Origin of the sequence: Peribacillus sp. NJ11, assembly GCF_030348405.1 — a bacterium.
Lineage (GTDB): Bacteria > Bacillota > Bacilli > Bacillales > DSM-1321 > Peribacillus.
This window is the reverse complement of the sequence record NZ_JAUCFO010000001.1, coordinates 2,047,387-2,067,922: the sequence shown is the minus strand read 5'-3', so window position 1 is coordinate 2,067,922 and position 20,536 is coordinate 2,047,387. Positions and strand designations below refer to the sequence as shown.

The window sequence follows — 20,536 nt, the reverse complement described above, 5'->3', positions numbered from 1 at the left end:
TTATTGAATGTATTCAATAATACTTCTTGTAGGGCTTAAGGAGGGTAATGAAAATTGGACAATCAAAAAAATAAAACAAAAAAAACTGTAACGACTGGAGATATATATGCCGTAAATTTGCCAAATGGTAAATTCGGGGCAATTAGAATCCTTGATCAAACGGATAATTCGTACCTTTTAGCTACAACACCTTATAATGGAACTGAAATTCCTTCAATTGAAAATGACATTTTAGAAGAAATTCTTATTCAAAATCGATTTTTTTACGATAATAATCCTGCATTAGTATGGGTTGATGGCAAGGTTCCTAAAGATGTTATTTACATTGGTAATATTCCTCTGACTAAAAAGGAAAGAAAAATAAAATGTAATTCTTTCGGTGAAAAGTGGGATAATTCCGATGGAATAGAAGCTTTCTTAGAGTGGCGTTGGGAAAATGATAGAGAAAACTTTGAAAGAGAAATTCGGGAAGAAGAGGAAAGGTATATAGAAGAATTCCATACAATTCAAAAACCAAAAGAGATGATGAAAGATGAATTGTTTTGGTCAATTATTTCCCTTCTTAATTTTAATGCTGAATGTGAAGAAGAAATTATCGAACCTGCGGTTAATAAACTGGCAAAGATGAGTGTAAGAGACATTAAGCAGTTCGAAGAAGCCTTGTCTTACAAACTTTATTTATTAGATACGAAAGAACACGCAAAAAACATAGGGGAATACTCATATGATAAAGAAAGAGACTATTTCTCTGCGGATTTATTCTTATATTTCAGATGTTCCGTGCTTGCTAGAGGAAAAGAATTTTTCGAATCAACTCTCGATAATCCTAAAAATATGCCCAAGGATGACTCATTTGAATCCTTGCTTTCATTAGCATCCGATGCATATATAAGAAGAACTGGAAAAGAGTTTGAATATATCACAGGATGTGATTATGAGTCTTTTTCAAACGTTGAAGGCTGGAAATGATTTTTGGATTAACTAACAGGTGCTTTAGTTTAATAATTTACTTAGAGTGTTCTTATCAGAACTAGAGGATTACAATTACCAATCCACGATGAGGATTTCCCAGGCGTTTGGATTTAATTTTATTTCTTCCGCAATTGTTCCTTTAGAAAGAGGGTTGATGTTTGATTTGCTTGCTTAATCGGGTGCTATTACTTAAAAAACAAAAATCCATACGAAAACAGCCATAAAAAAAGAGCTACATTCAGCTCTCTGAATCTTAAACTCATTGGTTCCTCGATTGTAATGGAAGTATTCTCAGCACATCAATTTGCAATTCCAGTTTCAATGACTTCAACTTTTGACTTTCGGTGTAATTTTAATGGTTTTAAAGTCCTTCTCCCAGTTTATTATAAGGGGCCCAACAAAAAAAAGGCGTTAATCCTCGCTGATCAACGCACAATAAGTGATATTCAATGTTTTAGAGAAAGTATAAATTTAAAGGATCACACCTGAAAAATCCCCTTTTAATACTTCTTTTTCATTCTGGTTTTTACATAAAAAGGATGCAACAATAGCTGTTCTATTATTTTCTTGCTTTTCGTATTTTTCAATTTTGACTATACAAATTATTGTATCCCCCGTAAACACAGGCCTTAAAAACTCAAAAGTCATTGTACGAGCGAGTACGTTGTTATCGCCTCCTATTTTTGTTGGTAATGTAGCGGTTAGTAATCCCTGTATTACAAGTCTTCCCTGTTCATCAGGAGTAACATGGTGTGAGCCTTCATCACCTGAAACCTTAGTAAACACTTCAACATCTTCTGCTGTGAAAGTCCGTTCAAATGTAAGAATATCGCCTGTTTTTAAAGACAATTTTATTCCCCCTTTATTTTAAAAAATCCCTCCTCAATTTAAATGTGATATATATTCAAATGCTGTTGTTCCATATACGCTTTTAAAGTGTTTATTTAAATGGGTTAAATCAACAAAACCACATTCAGCTACTGCTGAATAAATATCTCCATTTTTTTCTATTAACTGCTTTGCACGTTCTATCTTGCAGTTAAGAAAGTATTGGTATGGTGAAATTCCGGTATGAGCCTTGAATGATCTGATAAACTTGAATTTTGATAAATTAAGCTCTTTACATATCTCGTCAAGTTTAAGTACATTTTCTAAGTTGGTATGAAGCATATCCTTTGCTTTTCTAATTAGAGCGTTATCTTTCTTATAGTCTGTAGAAAGATTAGTTTGAATAAGGCTATCTGTGAGGGATAAAAGTAATTCGCTGCACAAAGCCTCATCTTTTTCACTCAATATTGCATTAGAAAGACTTAATATTCTTTGTTCAAGTCTATAATCATACACAATAGGGGTTGAAAAACGTACTATATCCTTTTTCTCAATAACCTCTAAAAGCAATTGTGGCTCAATATATAGCATCACATAATCCAGGCCTTGCTCATCATGTGCCCTTCCGTCATGTGCCTGTTCTGGATTAAAAAGCATAACTCCATTTTGATAGGATAATTGTAAACTGCCATTCAGGTTATACTGTTGAATGCCACGCAAGGTTACCCCTATTGCATACTCCTTATGAGAGTGCTTTTTATACTTAAAATCAGTAATGCTTGCTGACAACGCAGTAATACCTGCCGATTTTTTATAGATAAATTTGTCCATTTAATTCACCTCTTAATTGGCTTACCTACATCCATATCATTACTCCAGCATAAACTAAAAACAATGCCATCATTACATTAACAGTCTTTTCATGCTTCTGTAAAAACTGCTTGAAGATTGTACCGAAAAGAACCCATGTAGTAAATGCTGAAAATCCAATAATAGTTATAGCTATAACGCTTATTGTCACCTCAGTCATTTCGATATAGTGGGGCATAACATAGCTAGGAATTACAGTCATTGTAAATAGTAACACCTTTGGATTTAAAAACTGCATAAGGAAGCCTGACATAAAGGTACCAGTTTGGTTTACAGTTGGTTTAGATGTATCCATTTTGTAAATTTGATAAGCGAGGTAGCACATATAAAAGCTTCCGATTATCTGCATACCGATCAAGATTTTCGGTATTATCGTTACAAGCATAGTATTCAACATGGCAGAAATAACAAGTAATAAACCAAAAGCAATCGTTGCTCCATACGTATATTCCATTGCCTTTTTTGTACCTGAATTATGAACTGTGGATAAAATGATGATATTAGTAGGTCCTGGTGTAAAAGTAACAATAAAACAGTAAATTAAAAAAGATGTAATATTCATGAGGAATACTCCTTTCAAGTATCTCATATCTTACATCTTAAAATTAAATGGCTATAGTATATTATTGCAGGGTGCTGATACATTCTATATCACAAAAGAAAAGTTTATGGTTGTTGTGTAATGAACTCAGACCCCATGCTCAATTATCCACTCCATTACAAAAAAGGATGACTAAAAAGTTCGGTTTTCAGATATCCAAAATGCCATCAAGCGGGATTCAACAGTTTTCCATTTACTTCCCCAAGATCTTCTTACATAACACGATCCTCTCACTTTATCCGTAATATGTTGTGAACATACAAAATTCTCCTTTTATATGCTGTTCTTGCTCCCCACTTGGGTAAACTACTTTTACGCTTACGTTTAATTAATTGTTAAATTGGGGAAATATAAATCTAATCGATGACTTGAAAACTAGGATGGATATTGATGAGAATTACGGCTAAAAAAATAATGTATTACTTTATTAAATTAAGAGGTAGAATCTTTTTACCATTTGCCATTTTATACATATTAGTTGCTGCGTATGTTGCTTATTCTATAGAGCCAGAGACGTTCGAATCTTATTTAACCTCTGTTTACTGGGTACTTACAACGCTTGCTACGGTCGGTTTTGGAGACTATGCACCGGTCACCGATCTTGGAAAAGCATTTACCATTGGTCTTTACATCACGGGTATTGGGCTAGTTAGTCTTTTTATTGGAAAAATCATTAAATCTGTATATCTTATCGAAAAATTTAAAGTTGGTGGAAAAATGAAATATACAGGTAAAAATCAGATCATTCTGATTGGCTGGAGTGATAAGTCAAAATCCGCCATCCAAGAAATTATAAAATCTGATGAAATCATTGATATTGTAATCATTGATAACTTGGAAAAAGCTCCTATGATGGAAGAGCGTCTGTTTTATGTTCGTGGGGATGCTACCGATGAAGAAACATTACTCCGTGCAAACCTGCCTAGAGCAAAAGGCGTTATCATTTTTGCTGACCAAATAACACAAGATAATTATGCTACAAAGGATCCTTTGCTTGTCGATGGAAAGACATTATTAGTTGCCACTGCCATAACATCCATTGAAGAAAAAACGAATACATCTATTCATGTCACCGCCGAGGTAATCAATCAAAAGCATATTCGTTTATTCGAGCGTGTAAAAGTGGATGAGTTTATTCCTACACAAGAGATGATCTCCCACGCAGCAGTAAGATCATTATTTTCTCATGGAGTCACCCACATGTATTCTGAACTTATGAGCACAAAGTATAAAGAAACCATGTATGAGATTTCTAAACAAGATGAATGGAGAACCTATCGTGATGCGTTTATAGATCTTCTTGACAAAGGAGCCACACTGGTAGCAGATCGTGGTAATCTTACCATAAACCAAAAATTAGATGAAAGAATTCCTGATGATGCACAGCTTTTCGTTATATGTGATAAAAAGACCATTTCCGAAATAAATTCAAATACATTACCTTGAAAGCCGAAATCTTTAGGGATGCTATAATAGCATCCTTTATTTATTTTTCTTATTAAACTAAAAGGCTGCCGCAGCAACCCCCTGTTATTGAAGTAAAGCACCTATTATCTGAAGAACAATAACTATAAATACCTCTTGAATAAAGACTCTAGGGATCAAAAAAACCAGCTAAAGAGAGTGTAAATTCCGATTAATGTAAAGAAAATGATTAATATTAATATCGTGATACACCCAATAGTAAATAACTTATCCTCCAATGTCTCATCAGGTTCTTCCGTCAATTTTTCTTTAACTTTATTTTGTATAGGAGAAATTTCCTTATCTTGCAGTCTTTTTATAATTTCACTATCTCCTTTAAATTTTAGAACCCTTGCTATTCTATTAGGATCGTTACCCATTGATTTTTCGAACTGAATACACGCATCTACCATTTCAGGAGTCTTATCCTTTTCTAGATACCAATATCGACCGGCCATCGAGGGATATTTTAATGCAAAATAGATATCCCCTAACTTTTTACGGAGTTCTAATTCATCTGGATAGGTGAAAATTAACCCGTGTATTCTATCTCTTGCTTTTCCTAAATCATTATTTTTAATGTCCTCTTCTATCTTCTTTATGGTTTTAACAGGTATTTTTTCTATTAATACTCCTCCTTCATCCATTAACCTGACCCTATAGTTCCTGAAGAAAAAGATTGCTGTAGCAACCTTACTTATTGAAATAAAGCACCCGTTAGTTCAACAAAAACCTACCTCAAATCCACTCTTTTCCATATTCACGAATGAATTTAATATCGTTTTGATAATGTTCAAGATGCCCTTCATCTATCATCTTTTGAAAAGCAATGTCACCTTCACTGGCTTTTCTTGTAATTGTTTTACATAACCCTTCCAATCGCAGCAATACCATTTCCAAATAATCTTCTTCTACTCCCTCACCGTAAGAATCAAAAAACAATTTAACTCTTTGTTTTATACGGTTAGCCTGCTGTAATGATTTATAATAAACTTTCTCACCTGTTTCAGAAAGATAAAATCTACTTAAGGGGACACAAGTATAAAGAGTATAAGCTATGTCCCAAAGTCTTGGACCAGGTCCAGCAACATCAAAATCAATGATACCTACTGGTCTTTCATGATTAAAAATAATGTTGTATCTGGCAAAGTCATTATGGCATAATACCTCCACTTTGTGTGGAGTATTATCTATCGGTTTCCAATCATCTGATAATGGAAAATCACTCACAGCATCATGATAAAGACGGAGCATCTTCGCTATTTCTTTTAAAACATCATTTGACCACATATATTCTTTTAAAGGATCATTACCAGCTTCCCCTTCAATAAAGGATAATATCTCTCTTCCTTTTTCATCAATACCTAAAAACTTTGGTGCATAACTGAAACCTTCGTTCTCCAAATGCTTTAATAGCTTATGAACTTTGGTACTGTCTGGCTTTAATTCTCGTCGCACAGTATTTCCTGAACGATAAACCTTAGAGACATTCCCCCCTGTTAGCATTTCTTCGTTTTCATGGTTTGACATCTAAATATCCCCCCCTAATCTACTTTCTATAAACCGTAAAACAAATCCTGTTTGTTCAACTAACCTGCCCCGCTATTGCCATAAGAAAAAGGCTGCCTCAGCAACCTTCTAAGCCTAAATTTTCATTGGTTCATGCTTTTTCTACTATTATGTTTTGACTCTTCAAACATCTTTAGAAATAGAAACCTAAACAAAAGTAAAGCAAACAGTAAGGAGTATAATACGTGGAATACTACATAAATGAAATTTGCACTTAAGAAGCCATCATAAAAATAGTATTCAAATGAGAGTACTCATAAATACTAAGACATTAAATATGACAAGTCCAAAAATTATATTATTTTTCATTCCTGCTTCACTTATAACCACATTTATGACAGGCTGGCATATTAAATTATCTCCTTTTTTATCCCTGCCATTATTTTAACATAAAATTACATTTTCTCATGCAACTAACCTGCCCCTTTAGTCGAATAAGAAAATGGGCTGGCGCATGACTGGATACCTCATAAACGTAAGGAGTAGTAAACTGATATTTCTTTACGTTTAGCAAGTCAAACTCACCGGCAAAACAACCGCGAATATAAAAAATAACCTGAATATTCATCATCATTAATCGGTATTTCTGTATGAATAATTACACTCCAGGTAATTATGACCTTTTAGGTAACGACAAAGAGAGGTATCCCAAGGGAGTGACCTCACTATTATGTGGGGCTCTGGCCTTTGGGATAGCCTCTCATTCTTAAACAGTTTTACTTAGTTTCTGATTCATTTTTTCCCATATCATCAGCTAATTGTTCAAATGATTTGACCTTACCATGTGGATTCTGCGATTGTTTACGATCTTTCCATTGGCGTTCTTGTTGTTGCTTAGATTGAGTCATCTAAATAAGCTCCTTTACATAAAGTTCAGTAAATAGTTTGAAGCATGATAAGCCTCCACCCTTTATACTCGGTGCAGGCATCACTTATCAAGAGTCGAGTCTGGTAAGTATTAATTAATGCATGCCTTTCCACTCACCTTGATTTTTAGATGCTTTTTCTTTTTTTGCTTTATTTTTATGTGCTTGATTAGCGTTTGCACTGCCAAATTCTTTAGAGAATTCTGAATCAGATTTGCTTGAATCAAATCCTTGTTTGTTCTTTTGGTCTGCATCATTTTTCTTTGTTCGTTTTGCCATGGATACCCCTCCTTCTTATCTTTAGTATGAGATCAGAAAGAAGAAATATACCCCGAATTAAAACCGATAATAACATGAATCCGTCAAGTAATTCGGGTAAAAAAACAAAGTGAATAATAAGTTCCAGTTCGGTTATTTTATAAGTTATATACCAACAATGTTGCCGTTTTTACATAAGATGTTTGAAATTAACTTAACTCCAGATAATTTCTTGACTTGGATTTTCTACGTAACAATGGATACCCTATGCACGAGATGGTTCACGTGTATAATCGGATACATGATGTTCAAGACGTTAGCAGGAGTGGGGCATATCAATATAGGAAGCCAAACTCATTTCCACTCACTCCTTGTTATTCCTTTTTGAACTACACACCCGGTAGTTGCATAAGAAAAAGAGCTGCCAAAGCAACTCCCTTAATGAAGCAAAGCACCTGTTAGTTCAAAGATCTGTTTTAGAAAAGACTTTTCATCTTCTTTAATTCCATGACCAATTATTGAACTGTTATTACCTTTCCTTAAACGAGAACACTGCTATTAACAGTGTTCCCATTGTTCTTTTGTTCGTCATCGACTTATATCAGTTTTCTGAAATATTAGAGAGGTAATCAGCCAGTTGAACGAAGGTTCCTGAAAAGCCCTCCTGAACCATTTCTTGCGACTCCTCGTATGTTTTCATTTCCTCCTCAGTTGGGGATACAGGTGTCCCAATCATCGTAAGTACTGTTTTACCTTCATGCTCAGTGAATATAAAAGTATTGAGAGTTTCCAATGGCCAGTTGTCGTTAAAAGGAGCACGTACGATGTTACCCTTTTCATCAGAAAAGAAAGAGGTGTAAACGAGTTTCTCTGGAGCATTTACTTCATGATAAACAAATTTGACCCACATTACATTACCGTCAGGAGATGTCTGGCTGTAATGGAAGACACCATCCTTGCGAAGATCGAACTTAGAAATATCAAAAGCCCATCCTTTAGGGCCCCACCAGTTCTGCAGATGTTCTGATTCGGTAAATGCCTTAAATACAAGCTCACGAGGAGCATTGAAACTACGGGTGATTTCGGTTTTTGGAAACATTTTATTCCTCCAATTATTGTTTTTTATTTTGTAGCTCCTTCAGATAAAATTCCAAGCTGTCGAGTTTTTCTTCCCATATTTCACGATACTGTTCCAACCAAATGTTTAATGCCTTAAAGGGTTCTGGACGAAGTTTATAAATTCGACGATTTGCTTCCGCATAAAATTCCACCACTCCTGATTTATAAAGCACACTTAGATGTTTAGATGCCAATGGCTGGCGAATCTGAAGTCGGTCTGCAATTTCTCCCACGGTGAGAGGTCTGTCTCTAAGGAGTTCAACAATCCTTAATCGATTTGGCTCGGCAAGAGCACTTAATAATGTAGTATTCATCTTTACACCACGATTTATTAGAATTATATTCCCTTGATTAGAATATAAACGAATAGGAATATTCCCATCAAGTAATATTGAAGAAATTATTTATCTTGAACTAACTTAGTATAGCTAGGGGAGGTGAATCGTTATTTTCTATCTCCATGATAGTTTTCTTGTTTGTTGGTACACCAGGCTGTACCCATTATATCCTTCCCCTTATTAAACTATCCTGCCCCGCTAGCTCCACAAGAAAAAGAGCTGCAGAAGCAACTCCCTTATCGAAGTAAAAAACCTATTAGTTCAATAGCTACTTACAATATTTGATATTGCTTCTTAATATACTGGGTCCCTATTTAGTCTTTGAATTAGAAAGACGCACCTGCGCTCCGACCTTCAGCTAACTCTCCCCTTAGTTGATTAATATGTCTATCCCCATTCCACAAAACATTATCGTTAGGATGAACCAAAATATGTATTCTCTTTTTTTAACAATGTAGTTTTCAATTCCTATTAGAAAGGTGATTATCCCTGCAATTAGTCTTATAATTCCAGAGTGAAAATAATCTATACTGTTATAAGTTTGGAAATATAATATTATTGCAAAGATTGTCAATACCCATTGTATAAACAGAATAGGTTTATTTCTGTCATCCCAAAATTCTTTTCTTAAAAAAGAACGCATTATTTTATCTCCTCAATCTAAATCAAAGTCTGCTTGTAGTATAAACTGTAATGAACTAAATTGCCTAAGAAAAAAAGCTGCCAAACCAACTCCTTTATTGAAGTAAAGCACCCGTTAGTTCATTAAGAATTATTGAAAAAAAAATAATGCAGTAAGGATTAATGTCACAGGCTATGTTAAAGTTCTGGGTGATTTTGAAAATATCATAATATCCTGATTGCAGTTATTGACAAAAGGAACGCGGAGGAGTTTTTCAAAGGATTTCATATCGATGCATTTTTTATGAGTATCAGCGGCATTTCGTTGACGGAAGGACTAACGGATTACGGATTAGGTGAATACCAGGTAAAAATGAAGATGCTAGAGATTTCTCGAAATTGTACTGTTTTAGCAGACAGCAGCAAATTTGATATTGCCTCCTGATTGAAGGTTGCCAGTTTGATCGGATTGACCGTATTATTTCCGACTCTAAGCTGTCGGAAATAATATTGAAGAAGTATGAAAAAGAGGGTATAGAAATCGTAAATAAATAGAATCATGCATGTTACGTTGAGGAAAAGCGAATGTTAGCTTTTCCTCTTTTTATTTGGTTAAAGTTGTGAAAAAAATGGATATTGTGGCAATTTACACTAAAACCAAAAATAATCCACTTTAGACTAACATTTCCTTAACATTTTTTGTGTATATTTATGTCGAAAAGAGGTAATTTGTGATAAAAGTTGTCTTTTTGTGTGGATTAGAAATGACTTATGGTGGTCGACATCAAATCGAAACATTCACGAATCATTTAGCGGTTTATGTTAAAAACGAGCCTTTTCCAGCATTAAGAGTAGAGTTATCTACTGAAAAACGGAATAGATGGTGATGTTTGAGCGCTGGCATCATGATATGAATTCACCTATATTACCGATTTATTATTAGCAAAATCAACCAAAAATACCTTAAGAGGAGCAGATATCAATGAAAGACGAGCAACTAAAACACGAATCAGAAAAATCGTCGAATACTATCTTTGAAAAAGGAATGGATCGACGCAGTTTTTTGGAAGGTACAACGAAGATTGCTGGGCTTACCCTTGGATTATCGCTAGTAAACTCACTAAATCTTGAGTCAGCTGGAGCAACGTCGAAGCTTGGTTTGCATAAAAACCCCGATTTAGTGTTTCCAGTTATTAGTGATGTGCATATTTTGAAGAGTGGGACAACGGATCTGCAAAAGTGGGGCAGCGCATTGCATCAATTGAATGAATTAGTACCAAAACAAGATGCTCTCGTTGTTGTTGGTGATTTAACAGAGAATGGTTACATAGAAGAGTATGATCGATTTATGTCGATTTATGATATCAAAAAACAACCGAAGGCTGTATCTATGATTGCAATCGGAAATCATGACTATTGGAATGGTTTATCAGTAATAGATTCTCAAAAACGATTTATTGAGAAAACGGGAATGGAGTCGATTTACTACCATAAGGTCGTCAAAGGTTATCATTTCATTGTTCTTGGTACGGAAGATGGTAAAACAGAGGGAACCTTTTCAGTGAAGCAAATTGAATGGTTGGGTGAACAATTAAAGTTAGCAAACACTGATGATCCGAAAAAACCAATTTTTGTCTTCCATCACCAGCCTATCAAAGGAACCATTTATGGAAGCGAATGGGGCTTCTCTGCAAATAGAGACCTTTTTTACGATACTTTAAAAGAATATCCGCAAGTAATCACGTTTTCTGGTCATACACATTATCCATTAGATGAACCAAGAACAATCCACCAAAAGGATTTTACTACACTTGCAACTGCTTCTCTAAAAAATATGTGGGTTGAAGCTGGGTATATTCAAGGAGAATTACCTAAAGGAGCCGAAACGTTTAGCCAAGGTCTAATTGTAGAGGTTCATGGAGACAAAGTGTTCATTCATCGTCGTGATTTTACTCAAAATGATTGGATAGGCGAACCATGGGTAATTGACTGTCGAGGTGAAAAGAATTCATTTAAATATACAGAAATGAGAGATCAAGTAAAACCTCGTTTCCCAAAAGGGTCAAGCATTTCGATTGTTGATACCACTAGTACTGAGATGAATATCATGTTTAATCAGGCCAATGATAATTCGCTGGTACATTCTTATAAAGTAGTAGCGAAGAACAATCTAACAGGACAAATAGCAAAAGAGTTTCGTGCTTTCTCAGAATTCTACAAAGATCCAGTACCTAATCCATTCGTTCAGCCAGTTAAGGGGTTACAGCCTGGTACAAGCTATAGTATCGAAGTATATGCAATTGATTCATTTGGGAATATAAGTGACACATTTTTGAAAATAGATGGAATAACGAAAGCATAGGCCGCTCTCTAATTTAGCTTTACATTTCAGGAGATTAATAGGAGGACATTTTTTGGCAAACAAACCGCTAAATCGTCGTACGTTTTTAACATATATGGGAACAGGTGCGGCTGCCACTTCTGGTCTGGGTATTTTAAGTGAGACAGCCAATGCCCAAACTGACACCCTATTACGTGTTAAACCGAAGAAAAAAGGATTTAAATTTTAAGGAGGAAACACTATGTTTCAAAATATTGGGATACCTGGATTAATATTAATTTTAGTCATTGCCCTCATCATATTTGGACCATCTAAGTTGCCCGAAATTGGACGTGCTTTTGGAAGTACATTAAGAGAGTTTAAAAACTCTACGAAAGATTTAATTTCTTCAGACGAAGAAGAAAAGACGCAATCCAAGTAATTTTGAAGAAGATGTAGGCAACAAGCTTGCATCTTCCTCTTGTTTTTAGAAAAGGAGAAGTTGTATGACTAATCAAGAAATGCTTTTGGTTGAGCACCTCGGAGAACTCAGGAAACGGTTAATCTATACTTTGGTAGCTTTTATCGTTTTCTTATTTGGATCATTCATTTATGTACAGGAAATTTACACATGGCTTATCCGTGACCTCAACCATAATTTAGCAGTATTGGGGCCAAGTGAAATCCTCTGGGTGTATTTCATGATTTCAGGAGTGATCGCGATTGCTCTTACTATTCCGATTGCTGCCCATCAAACATGGCTATTTGTAAAACCGGGGCTTTCTGAAAAAGAACGAAAAACGACCCTATCGTACATTCCTGGATTATTTGTCCTCTTTATTACCGGCTTATCATTTGGTTATTTTGTAGTATATCCAACCGTACTTTCCTTTTTACTATCCTTGTCTGAAGGACAATTTGAAACGATGTTCACATCTGAAAAATATTTTAAATTCATGATTAACTTGACACTGCCGTTTGGATTTTTATTCGAAATCCCGCTTGTCGTCATGTTCCTCACCTCTCTTGGTGTCATTAATCCTATGACTCTTTCAAAAGCGCGAAAGATATCTTACTTTTTGCTTATCGTTGTGTCTATTTTAATTACACCACCTGATTTTATATCCGATATATTAGTTATCGTACCGCTTTTAGTGTTGTACGAATGTAGTGTTACATTATCAAAAATCGTATACCGAAAAAAATTAAAAAAGCAATCGGATATTGTCATTGAAATGAAGAAAACGTCTTAATTAAGGAGGAGGAAGATGAATTGCAGAGTTTATCTAAACCTGTCAATCATAATTGACAGGTTAGAAACTTCTTTCACTCAAATCCAGCAGTTTACTTCCGATGTTTCTCATGAACTTCGTACTTCCTTAACGATTATGCGAGGAGAATTGGATGTTGCTTTAATTAGAAATAGAAAACAGCACAAAGTAAAAAAGGGTTATTAATGGTAATAAATACCATTTCATGACCCTTTTTTACATGTATCTCGGTCGTACCCCTATCAAAGGTTTATCTAAAAAAACAAATTTCCGATTTTCACCCCTTGTTTCATTTACCATTATTACATCTCTTACTTTTTCATTTACTGTGAATGTTGGTGTTTGTTCTGAGTTGTTGTTAGATGAAATAATTTTAGAGCTTGAATTAGATTTAATACTTTGTTCCTTTAGGCCATCTTGTACTTCTGCTTTCGCAGCATTGTCATACTTTTATTTGGAAGAACAACCAAACAATAAAACTGAAGATAAAACTAAAACAACAAAATAGTGTATTTTCATTATTTCTCCTTGCAAATTTAGGTTTAATATTATTGACGTTATATGTCCAATATAGTATAAATTTACACATTAGTCTTCATTTCCTTATGGAACTCTCCTGCCCCTTTAGTTGCATAAAAAAAGAGCTGCCTTAAAGATAGCTCCAATCTTGAGCTAACGCACCAAGTTTAAGACTATTTAAAACTAATCACCTATGGCAAATATATGTTTTTTTCGCTGTAACGCTTCTATGCAAATAAATTTTAACTCTTTAGCAAAACATCTAACTTTTTGTTCTTTGTCCTCCCCTGTGTATTTATTAATTACGCCATCACATATACCTATTAATTCATTAATCTCGTCTCTATACAATATTGTTTCACCATAAATATGAAGATTTAGAAGTAAACCAAACTCATTATTAGAGTCCTTTTCCTTGCTTAAAAGATATGAGTGTATTCCCTCTTCAAATTCTACATATGTTTCTTCCTTATACGCTTCTTTATAGGTGTTAGCTAAAATGAAATTGATTCCACACATTTACTTCACCCTTCCCTGCCTATTTCTAACTATTTTAGCAGATTGTACTCAAGTCCCTTATTGAACAAACCTGCCCCTTTAGTTCATTAAGCAAAAAGGCCACCAAATGGCAGCCCCGGTTCTCAACTAACGCACCCGTTAGCCATCCATGAATCGCAAAAATCGGCGATTCACCACAAAGAATGAAAATGGTTGGGAAGTGTCAATACTGATACTGACCTTAATCCAGTCAACCCTAATCCATTGACTAATTAATTAACGCTCTCCTCTTTTTTTTAAACGATTGAGCAGGGTCTACTTAAGTATTGTCATTTTTCATTTTTAAAGAAACTTATTTTCATGGTAGTTCTATAAGAATTTTATTTAACCTCTAACTTTTTGCATCAATTATCTGTTGAATAATTTCTATGCTTTTAAGATCCTTTGGACGAAGTGTTCTTCCTGTTCCTTGTTCGTAAACTCTTTTTTCCTCAAGTAATTGGTATGGGTTTAGAACATTTATTGATACACCTTGTAAATTATAAAGTTCCATTGGCAAGGCATCTTTCCTCCATACCCAATCTGGAAAACCGTTAGCGACTATATCGCCATTATCAGAATACCTAACAAATACAAAACTCACATCGACATTGTTCTTGAGGAAATCGGTTTGAAACTGGCCTACTGGCTTTATTTGAAAACCAGCATTAACAAGAGCCTGTTCCAAGTGCTCACGATACTGTAACCAAGTAACTAAATCAATATCAGAATGTGACCGAGTAATCCTTCCAAGAAGAAAATCTATCGCCCATCCGCCTCGTAGCCACAGGTTAAAATTAAGTGATAAGCAAATTTCATTTATTTCAAGAAGTATATTTAATTGTGATTTGCCTGTATCATTTTCTCCGGTAACATTCTTACAATCCATCCTCATACACACCCTTTATGTACTAAGATTTTAAGCATTACCTTATTCTGCATAAGGATTGCAAAACCCTTTTTTAACTAACCTGCCCCGTTAGTTGCATAAAGAAAAAGCTGCCTTAAAGACAGCTCGGCTCTTAAGCTAACGCACCCGATAGTTGAAGAAGGGTATTTTATTCTCTATTTTGAAAGTATGATTTTACAAATTATCATATATGAGAAAAGAAGAAAAATCGCACATTCAAATCCCTATTTTATAAACAAAAAATAAGCCGCGATTTCTCGTAGCTTATCTTCTGAAGATCATTATTGGAATTTTAGTGAATTCTCACCAAACATTTTTTTAACGTAGTTTTCCTCTTGTAAAAAGCCTTTCTTCCCTACTTTATCGCCTTCATATTTACCGTATGGCTCGGATAAGAAACTTACTAGGCTTTCTGCATCTTTATCAACTTGGTCAAAATTACCTTCGGCCCATTTATCTAACATTTTTTCATATCCGTCAGTTTTAGTAAGACGACTGATTTCAATAGAGTCTAACTGATTTTTTAAGAATTGGATGTTGCCTTTAGTCATTTGAGCTCTATTAATAGAATTAGGATCAATACCTCTAGGAGTTTCAGATTCTCCACCGAAATTAACTTTTTGAAGTGTCATTCCTATCATTCTAACGATGACATCTCCTTCGTGGTTAACTTTACCGATTTCCTTTTGAGCTTTTTGAAGTTCTTCACTGCTAAGTTTGTAATCAACTTCTGCAGTTTGAGTATTTTCAGCATCTGCTACAATTTTGCCGTTGGGTTCAGGTTCAGCTTGAGCTTCTGCGATAGGGCTGTTATAAGATAGAGAAGCGTAAGTTCCAAAAGCTAATACTGCTGCGCCAAGTGTTCCATACATAATTTTCTTTTTCATAATAAATTCCTCCAGATGGTAGCTTGATTATTCATGCTGATTTTAGTTAATTCCTCTTATGGGCAAAGTTTACATTTACTATCATAACAGATACCTTAACTATTATCCTTGAATTGTTTTTGTTCCATTTCCCATTACCTTTTGACGTTGTTGTTCCTTCCGCATTTCTCTTCCTGCCTGTTCAAGAACTTGTATGGTTTTGGTGCAAATCGAAAAATTATCCATACTTTTTGAACTAACCTGTCCCTTTAGTTGCATAAAGAAAAAAACTGCCTTAAAGACAGTCCCGTTCTTAAGCTATATACCTGATATTTCAACATGGTCTAAATAGTGTTTTATCCATTAAGGGTTAAAACAGCAACAATGACCATTAGTTGAATAATAATTATTCGTTTTCCTCATTTTGAAATGTATGATCATTTTTAATCAGTTCATCTAATGTAATCTCATATAGTTCGCTCATATGACAGTTTTTCGTATATGTTTTGCGGAATAGGTTCTTTGTCAATGAGTCGTGTTCGTCTGTTGGTTCAAGCCGTTTAGCTGGAACATGGTGAATAGTGTTTACCTTATTAGGAGGAATATGCGGTCCACCGGCTAAATAGCCGGTGGCTTTTTCATTATGTAAAACAATTAGTTTTTTCCAATGCCAAAGACTGTACCTTCATTAAAAATCAAATGACAGTTCAGGCATGAATTGATTCATATGTTTTTGGATTTCGTTATATTTGTCAGACTGATCACTCAAGGTTTTCATTGGAATGATCTCATATGGCCGGTTGACCCAGGTTGGCAGGAATTTGGGATTTTGCAGTTCGATTTTCACATCATCCCCGGTTTGGATTTTCTTTACGCCAATTTGCATAATACCGCCGATGTCTTTGTAATCTCCCTGCTGGCCGGACAAGAAATTCCCAAGCGAATAAGCAACAAATGCCCGTTCGCCGTTTGGTTTTGTAAGCCATGAAACAGGCTGCAAAACGTGTGGGTGGTGGCCAATAATAATATCAGCACCTGCATTAGCTGTCGTTTGAGCAAGCAGCTTTTGTTCATCATTAGGCAACCGTTCATACTCTTTGCCGAAATGCAGACTGACCACAACGACATCTGAAACTTTCTCTGCTTCTTTAACTTCCGTCTGGATTCTCGTGGTATCAATTAAATTCACAAGATACGGCTTCCCCTCAGGAACAGGAATCCCGTTCGTTCCATACGTATAGCTGAGAAACGAAAAGGTAATATCGTTTCTTTTTAATATCCGAATGATCTTCTGGTCTTCAGACGATTGATAAGCTCCTGTATAAGGCATCCCAATACTGTTCCAGTGGTTAAGCGCATTCAAAATGGCCTTTTCTCCTCGGTCAAGTGTATGGTTATTGGCGATTGTCACGAGATCAACCCCGTTTGCCTTTAGAGCATCTCCCACCTCTACTGGTGAATTAAAGGAAGGATATGAGGAAAGCCCTATTTCTTTCCCGCCAATCATCGTTTCCTGATTAGCCACCGTAATATCCGTTTTTCCCAGATAGGGCTTCACGAATCGGAACATCGGATTAAAGTCATACGAGCCGTTTGACTTGCGGGCGGGTATATACACCCTATCGTGAATTAAAATATCTCCCACAGCGCCTATGGTTGCTGCAGTTACTTTTTGTTTCGGAACAGGTGTATGAACGTGAGATGAAGCGTTTTCGGGTTTAAGTTTCTTTTTATTTTCTGCCTTTGTTTCCGAGACTTTTGGTTCCTCTTGAAATTGACCTTTTACAAATGGTGCAAGAATCCATAACAAACATATAAATGTAGCTAGAAACACTAGTATTCTTTTCATGGCAAATGCTACCTCCTACTATTATAGTAGGGTGTTTTTAGGAAATAACAACAAAAATATCTATTTGATATTTAAAATGAACACATCATTTGTTTGAAACAGAGTACGAAATAGGAAAAAAAGTTAGACATATCATGTGTTGCTATGTCAGATGTGCTTGCTATCTCATCAGTCGTATACAAAGCATTTTCAGTTTGACGCAGTCCATTCCAAAGGATACTTAAAGCAAATCGCGAACGAAGCGAATGATGAATAGACTTACTAGAAGTGAGCTAACTTGTCACTGTTCAATGAATGGCTAATTTAAAAAATGGGCACCAATCATATGTGACCACTTTGAATATCGGATAAAAGCCCTTCTCATATAGAGAGGGGCTTTTTTAGGCTCATTTACTAGAATCATTTAGTGAGTGATTTCATAACACATATTTAAAATATCTTGTAAATTTTGAGTACACTCATAGTAGACAATTAAAAATGCTTGTTACTTTAGGTGATAATTTGCACTTATTTTAAGTGCTAATTTGCACGTAAAAGAATCAACTGTAGGGATTGATCAAAAGGTCCTCATGAACCCACATATTAGCGTAAATAAAAAGAATCCATTTAAAAAAAATAATCAAAATGGATTCTTTTCTAGTGATTTAGTATACGGTTTTTATAAAATAGTTTTATTATTTTTAGTGATCCTTATAGAACTAAAGCACCCGTTAGTTCATTAACAAAGCTTACCACTATGGTTGATGGGGTGTCTTTTTATTTTGGTTTTATTCTCCCCGTACATATTCAGGATTAAATTCGAATGGCATAATATCTGTTTCTCTATAGGTCGTGGGTTTTTCATTTGGCATCGTTATAGTTATTTCATTTCTTTCTTTGTTCATCTCTAATGTTAGAAAAGAAGTCTTATTAGAATCCTCACTATAAATTATAGCAGTTAGCTTATTTCCCGTTGATTCCGTTAACTGTAAATGCTTTACAACTTTCTCTTTTCCCTTTTTCGGGATTTTTTGCAGTGTATACTTGCCAGCACCTTTAATGTCACTGCTGCCGTGGATCATTATATAAAATTCATCATTTGTCCAACCTCCAGACATATGATACTTTGGTGAATTGAAAGAAGACTCTTTGTTCTGTTGTGTAGAATCTTGAACAACGTTTTGTTTGGGTGCCTCTTCTTTTTCATAATTTACTAGTTCTTGTTCGTTGTCACAAGCAGCAAGACTTCCTAAAGCCAAGAGTCCTACGGTGAATTTTTTTAAATTAAACAAAGGTATGTCCTCCTATAGGATGAATGTAAATTTCGAACCATTAAATTATCCACCCTAACATTGAGTGTTGAAGACAATAACCTAAATATAATACCATAATAAACCAATTCCTTATATAACTAACCTGCCCCGATAGTTACATAAAGAAAAAGCTGCCTTAAAGACAGCTCTGCTCTTAAGCTAACCCACCCGTTAGTTCATTAACTCCCTATGTTATCAACTGTATACGTGAGCTACTCACTTGTTAGAATAAGATCTCTTGATTTAGCGTCATAAATCTTATAACTTACTTCAAACTCATGATCCTTTGTGACGGTGACCTCACAATAATAGGGAACTGCCCTTCCATAGGCATCCAAGTCAGGAATATCCTCAAAATAAAATTGCTCGTCCGTAACCGGCATTTCAAATGTCGCTTCGCTGGAGCGCCCAGAAGAACTTATATCGATGATGCAACTTCCTTTTACAACATCATACTCTTTAAATAGCATATATTTTAGGCTAGGGAGTGTTATAACCAATAATAACCCGCCTAATATTAATGCAGAAAGTGCTTTAAACGTATCGAAAAAAGTAAATTCTCTTTCAATGTACATAGAAATAAACACATAAATACTAACGAAAAATAACACTACACCCATAATTAGTAAACCATAATACATTTTAATCCTTCTTCCTACACATATTGAATAATTATATTTATACGTATTTTTATTTGTATCGTTTCAAATTCTTCCCATCTTTCATTTTTAAAACTTATTGAATACCGAAATATTCAAAGATGATGCAACCTTCCAATCACATCCTCTTAGGAACCTCCCCCTTTGTTCCATAAGAAAAAGGCTGCAACAGCAACCTCATTATTGAAGTAAAGCACCTGTTAACTTGTTAAGGAAAAAGGGTTACTGGGAGAACAATTGCTTAAATGTTGATTGATGTTTTCTCTATGAATTTCAAATCTATTATGTCTATTTTTTTGAAATCACAGTAAACATCCCCGTCATGTTGGGTGAGTAATCTTTAAAATTATATTTTTCATAGTAAGATTCTTTACCTTGTGATGCAAACAAACCGACAAACGCCTTATCTGGGGCATTCCGTTTTAAGTATTCATCCAAGATATTCATTATTTCCTTTCCAATACCATTTTTCTGATAATCTGGATGAACCACTATATCTTGAATATAGAAATAGATAGCTCCATCGCCAACAATTCTGCCCATACCCACAATTTGATCATTATCCTTAACTGTGATGCAATGAATAGAATTCCTTAATGATGTTTCCACCACTTAGTTTTACTAGAAAATTATTCTTTCATTCAGGTAATTCTAACATAAAATAATCCTCTTTTTATTGCATAATTTCCCTTAAGTTATGATACTATCCTAAATCAAAAAAAGCCGATTTCCGAGTTAAGGAATCGAGCTGAAGTATTAACCCTAAAATTATAAGAAACATATTTGAAGACATGATGTCTCCTGGTA

At 34.9% G+C, this 20,536-nt stretch carries 23 protein-coding genes and 1 pseudogene; 8 read left to right on the top strand and 16 right to left on the bottom strand.

What is annotated here, in order from left to right:
- Positions 1-54 precede the first annotated feature (54 nt).
- Positions 55-969: a DUF4240 domain-containing protein gene (locus QUF86_RS10235; protein ID WP_289334232.1), complete on the top strand. Its 915-nt coding sequence runs from the start codon at positions 55-57 to the stop codon at positions 967-969.
- A gap of 474 nt (positions 970-1,443) precedes the next feature.
- Here the strand turns inward: QUF86_RS10235 and QUF86_RS10230 are convergent, their stop codons facing one another.
- The 3 genes from QUF86_RS10230 to QUF86_RS10220 are packed head-to-tail and all read right to left on the bottom strand — an operon-like array spanning position 1,444 to position 3,232.
- Entirely contained in the window at positions 1,444-1,821 is a 378-nt protein-coding gene (locus QUF86_RS10230) for a hotdog family protein (RefSeq protein WP_289334231.1), read from the bottom strand.
- A gap of 33 nt (positions 1,822-1,854) precedes the next feature.
- Complete coding sequence (locus QUF86_RS10225) at positions 1,855-2,631, bottom strand: helix-turn-helix domain-containing protein (RefSeq protein WP_289334230.1); 777 nt, start codon at positions 2,629-2,631, stop codon at positions 1,855-1,857.
- Between the two features lie 25 nt (positions 2,632-2,656).
- Positions 2,657-3,232, bottom strand: a complete 576-nt coding sequence (locus QUF86_RS10220) for a LysE family translocator (protein WP_289334229.1) — start codon at positions 3,230-3,232, stop codon at positions 2,657-2,659.
- Positions 3,233-3,661: 429 nt separating this feature from the next.
- Here QUF86_RS10220 and QUF86_RS10215 point away from each other — a divergent pair, with 429 nt between their 5' ends.
- Complete coding sequence (locus QUF86_RS10215; RefSeq protein WP_289334228.1) at positions 3,662-4,717, top strand: potassium channel family protein; 1,056 nt, start codon at positions 3,662-3,664, stop codon at positions 4,715-4,717.
- A 155-nt stretch (positions 4,718-4,872) separates the two neighbouring features.
- On the opposite strand, the gene QUF86_RS10210 is transcribed toward QUF86_RS10215, so the two are convergent.
- The 6 genes from QUF86_RS10210 to QUF86_RS10185 form a co-directional block, all read right to left on the bottom strand.
- A complete protein-coding gene (locus QUF86_RS10210; protein WP_289334227.1) occupies positions 4,873-5,382 on the bottom strand; it encodes a DUF6584 family protein in 510 nt (169 codons plus the stop codon).
- A gap of 91 nt (positions 5,383-5,473) precedes the next feature.
- Positions 5,474-6,265, bottom strand: a complete 792-nt coding sequence (locus QUF86_RS10205; RefSeq protein WP_289334226.1) for a phosphotransferase — start codon at positions 6,263-6,265, stop codon at positions 5,474-5,476.
- Positions 6,266-7,020: 755 nt separating this feature from the next.
- Positions 7,021-7,152, bottom strand: coding sequence for a DUF6254 family protein (locus QUF86_RS10200; protein ID WP_289314864.1), 132 nt, complete (start codon positions 7,150-7,152; stop codon positions 7,021-7,023).
- Between the two features lie 114 nt (positions 7,153-7,266).
- A complete protein-coding gene (locus QUF86_RS10195; protein ID WP_106028659.1) occupies positions 7,267-7,449 on the bottom strand; it encodes a hypothetical protein in 183 nt (60 codons plus the stop codon).
- 580 nt (positions 7,450-8,029) lie between these two features.
- Positions 8,030-8,527: an SRPBCC family protein gene (locus QUF86_RS10190; RefSeq protein WP_289334225.1), complete on the bottom strand. Its 498-nt coding sequence runs from the start codon at positions 8,525-8,527 to the stop codon at positions 8,030-8,032.
- 13 nt (positions 8,528-8,540) lie between these two features.
- A complete protein-coding gene (locus tag QUF86_RS10185) occupies positions 8,541-8,861 on the bottom strand; it encodes an ArsR/SmtB family transcription factor (RefSeq protein ID WP_289334224.1) in 321 nt (106 codons plus the stop codon).
- An 877-nt stretch (positions 8,862-9,738) separates the two neighbouring features.
- Here QUF86_RS10185 and QUF86_RS10180 point away from each other — a divergent pair.
- The 6 genes from QUF86_RS10180 (at position 9,739) to QUF86_RS10155 (ending at position 13,283) form a co-directional block, all read left to right on the top strand.
- Positions 9,739-9,951 (top strand): hypothetical protein, encoded by a 213-nt coding sequence (locus QUF86_RS10180; protein WP_483313950.1) that lies wholly within the window; start codon positions 9,739-9,741, stop codon positions 9,949-9,951.
- 537 nt (positions 9,952-10,488) lie between these two features.
- A complete protein-coding gene (locus tag QUF86_RS10175; RefSeq protein WP_289334222.1) occupies positions 10,489-11,868 on the top strand; it encodes a metallophosphoesterase in 1,380 nt (459 codons plus the stop codon).
- Positions 11,869-11,920: 52 nt separating this feature from the next.
- Positions 11,921-12,076, top strand: a complete 156-nt coding sequence (locus QUF86_RS10170) for a hypothetical protein (RefSeq protein WP_289334221.1) — start codon at positions 11,921-11,923, stop codon at positions 12,074-12,076.
- Between the two features lie 12 nt (positions 12,077-12,088).
- Positions 12,089-12,268, top strand: coding sequence for a twin-arginine translocase TatA/TatE family subunit (locus QUF86_RS10165; RefSeq protein WP_144479126.1), 180 nt, complete (start codon positions 12,089-12,091; stop codon positions 12,266-12,268).
- A 64-nt stretch (positions 12,269-12,332) separates the two neighbouring features.
- Positions 12,333-13,079, top strand: coding sequence for a twin-arginine translocase subunit TatC (tatC, locus tag QUF86_RS10160; RefSeq protein ID WP_289314858.1), 747 nt, complete (start codon positions 12,333-12,335; stop codon positions 13,077-13,079).
- Positions 13,080-13,094: 15 nt separating this feature from the next.
- The gene (locus QUF86_RS10155; RefSeq protein WP_289334220.1) at positions 13,095-13,283 is read left to right on the top strand and encodes a histidine kinase dimerization/phospho-acceptor domain-containing protein; all 189 of its coding nucleotides are present in this window, start codon (positions 13,095-13,097) and stop codon (positions 13,281-13,283) included.
- 516 nt (positions 13,284-13,799) lie between these two features.
- On the opposite strand, the gene QUF86_RS10150 is transcribed toward QUF86_RS10155, so the two are convergent.
- The 7 genes and pseudogenes from QUF86_RS10150 to QUF86_RS10120 all read right to left on the bottom strand — a co-directional run.
- Positions 13,800-14,135, bottom strand: a complete 336-nt coding sequence (locus QUF86_RS10150) for a hypothetical protein (protein ID WP_289314855.1) — start codon at positions 14,133-14,135, stop codon at positions 13,800-13,802.
- A 370-nt stretch (positions 14,136-14,505) separates the two neighbouring features.
- Positions 14,506-15,042: a nucleotidyltransferase domain-containing protein gene (locus QUF86_RS10145; RefSeq protein ID WP_289314854.1), complete on the bottom strand. Its 537-nt coding sequence runs from the start codon at positions 15,040-15,042 to the stop codon at positions 14,506-14,508.
- 302 nt (positions 15,043-15,344) lie between these two features.
- Entirely contained in the window at positions 15,345-15,950 is a 606-nt protein-coding gene (locus QUF86_RS10140) for a DUF6241 domain-containing protein (protein WP_289334219.1), read from the bottom strand.
- 667 nt (positions 15,951-16,617) lie between these two features.
- Complete coding sequence (locus QUF86_RS10135) at positions 16,618-17,778, bottom strand: CapA family protein (protein WP_289314852.1); 1,161 nt, start codon at positions 17,776-17,778, stop codon at positions 16,618-16,620.
- 767 nt (positions 17,779-18,545) lie between these two features.
- The gene (locus QUF86_RS10130) at positions 18,546-19,049 is read right to left on the bottom strand and encodes a hypothetical protein (RefSeq protein WP_289334218.1); all 504 of its coding nucleotides are present in this window, start codon (positions 19,047-19,049) and stop codon (positions 18,546-18,548) included.
- Between the two features lie 233 nt (positions 19,050-19,282).
- Positions 19,283-19,711, bottom strand: coding sequence for a hypothetical protein (locus tag QUF86_RS10125; RefSeq protein ID WP_289334217.1), 429 nt, complete (start codon positions 19,709-19,711; stop codon positions 19,283-19,285).
- 306 nt (positions 19,712-20,017) lie between these two features.
- A pseudogene (locus QUF86_RS10120) lies at positions 20,018-20,341 on the bottom strand (GNAT family N-acetyltransferase); the annotation flags it as partial.
- Positions 20,342-20,536 lie beyond the last annotated feature (195 nt).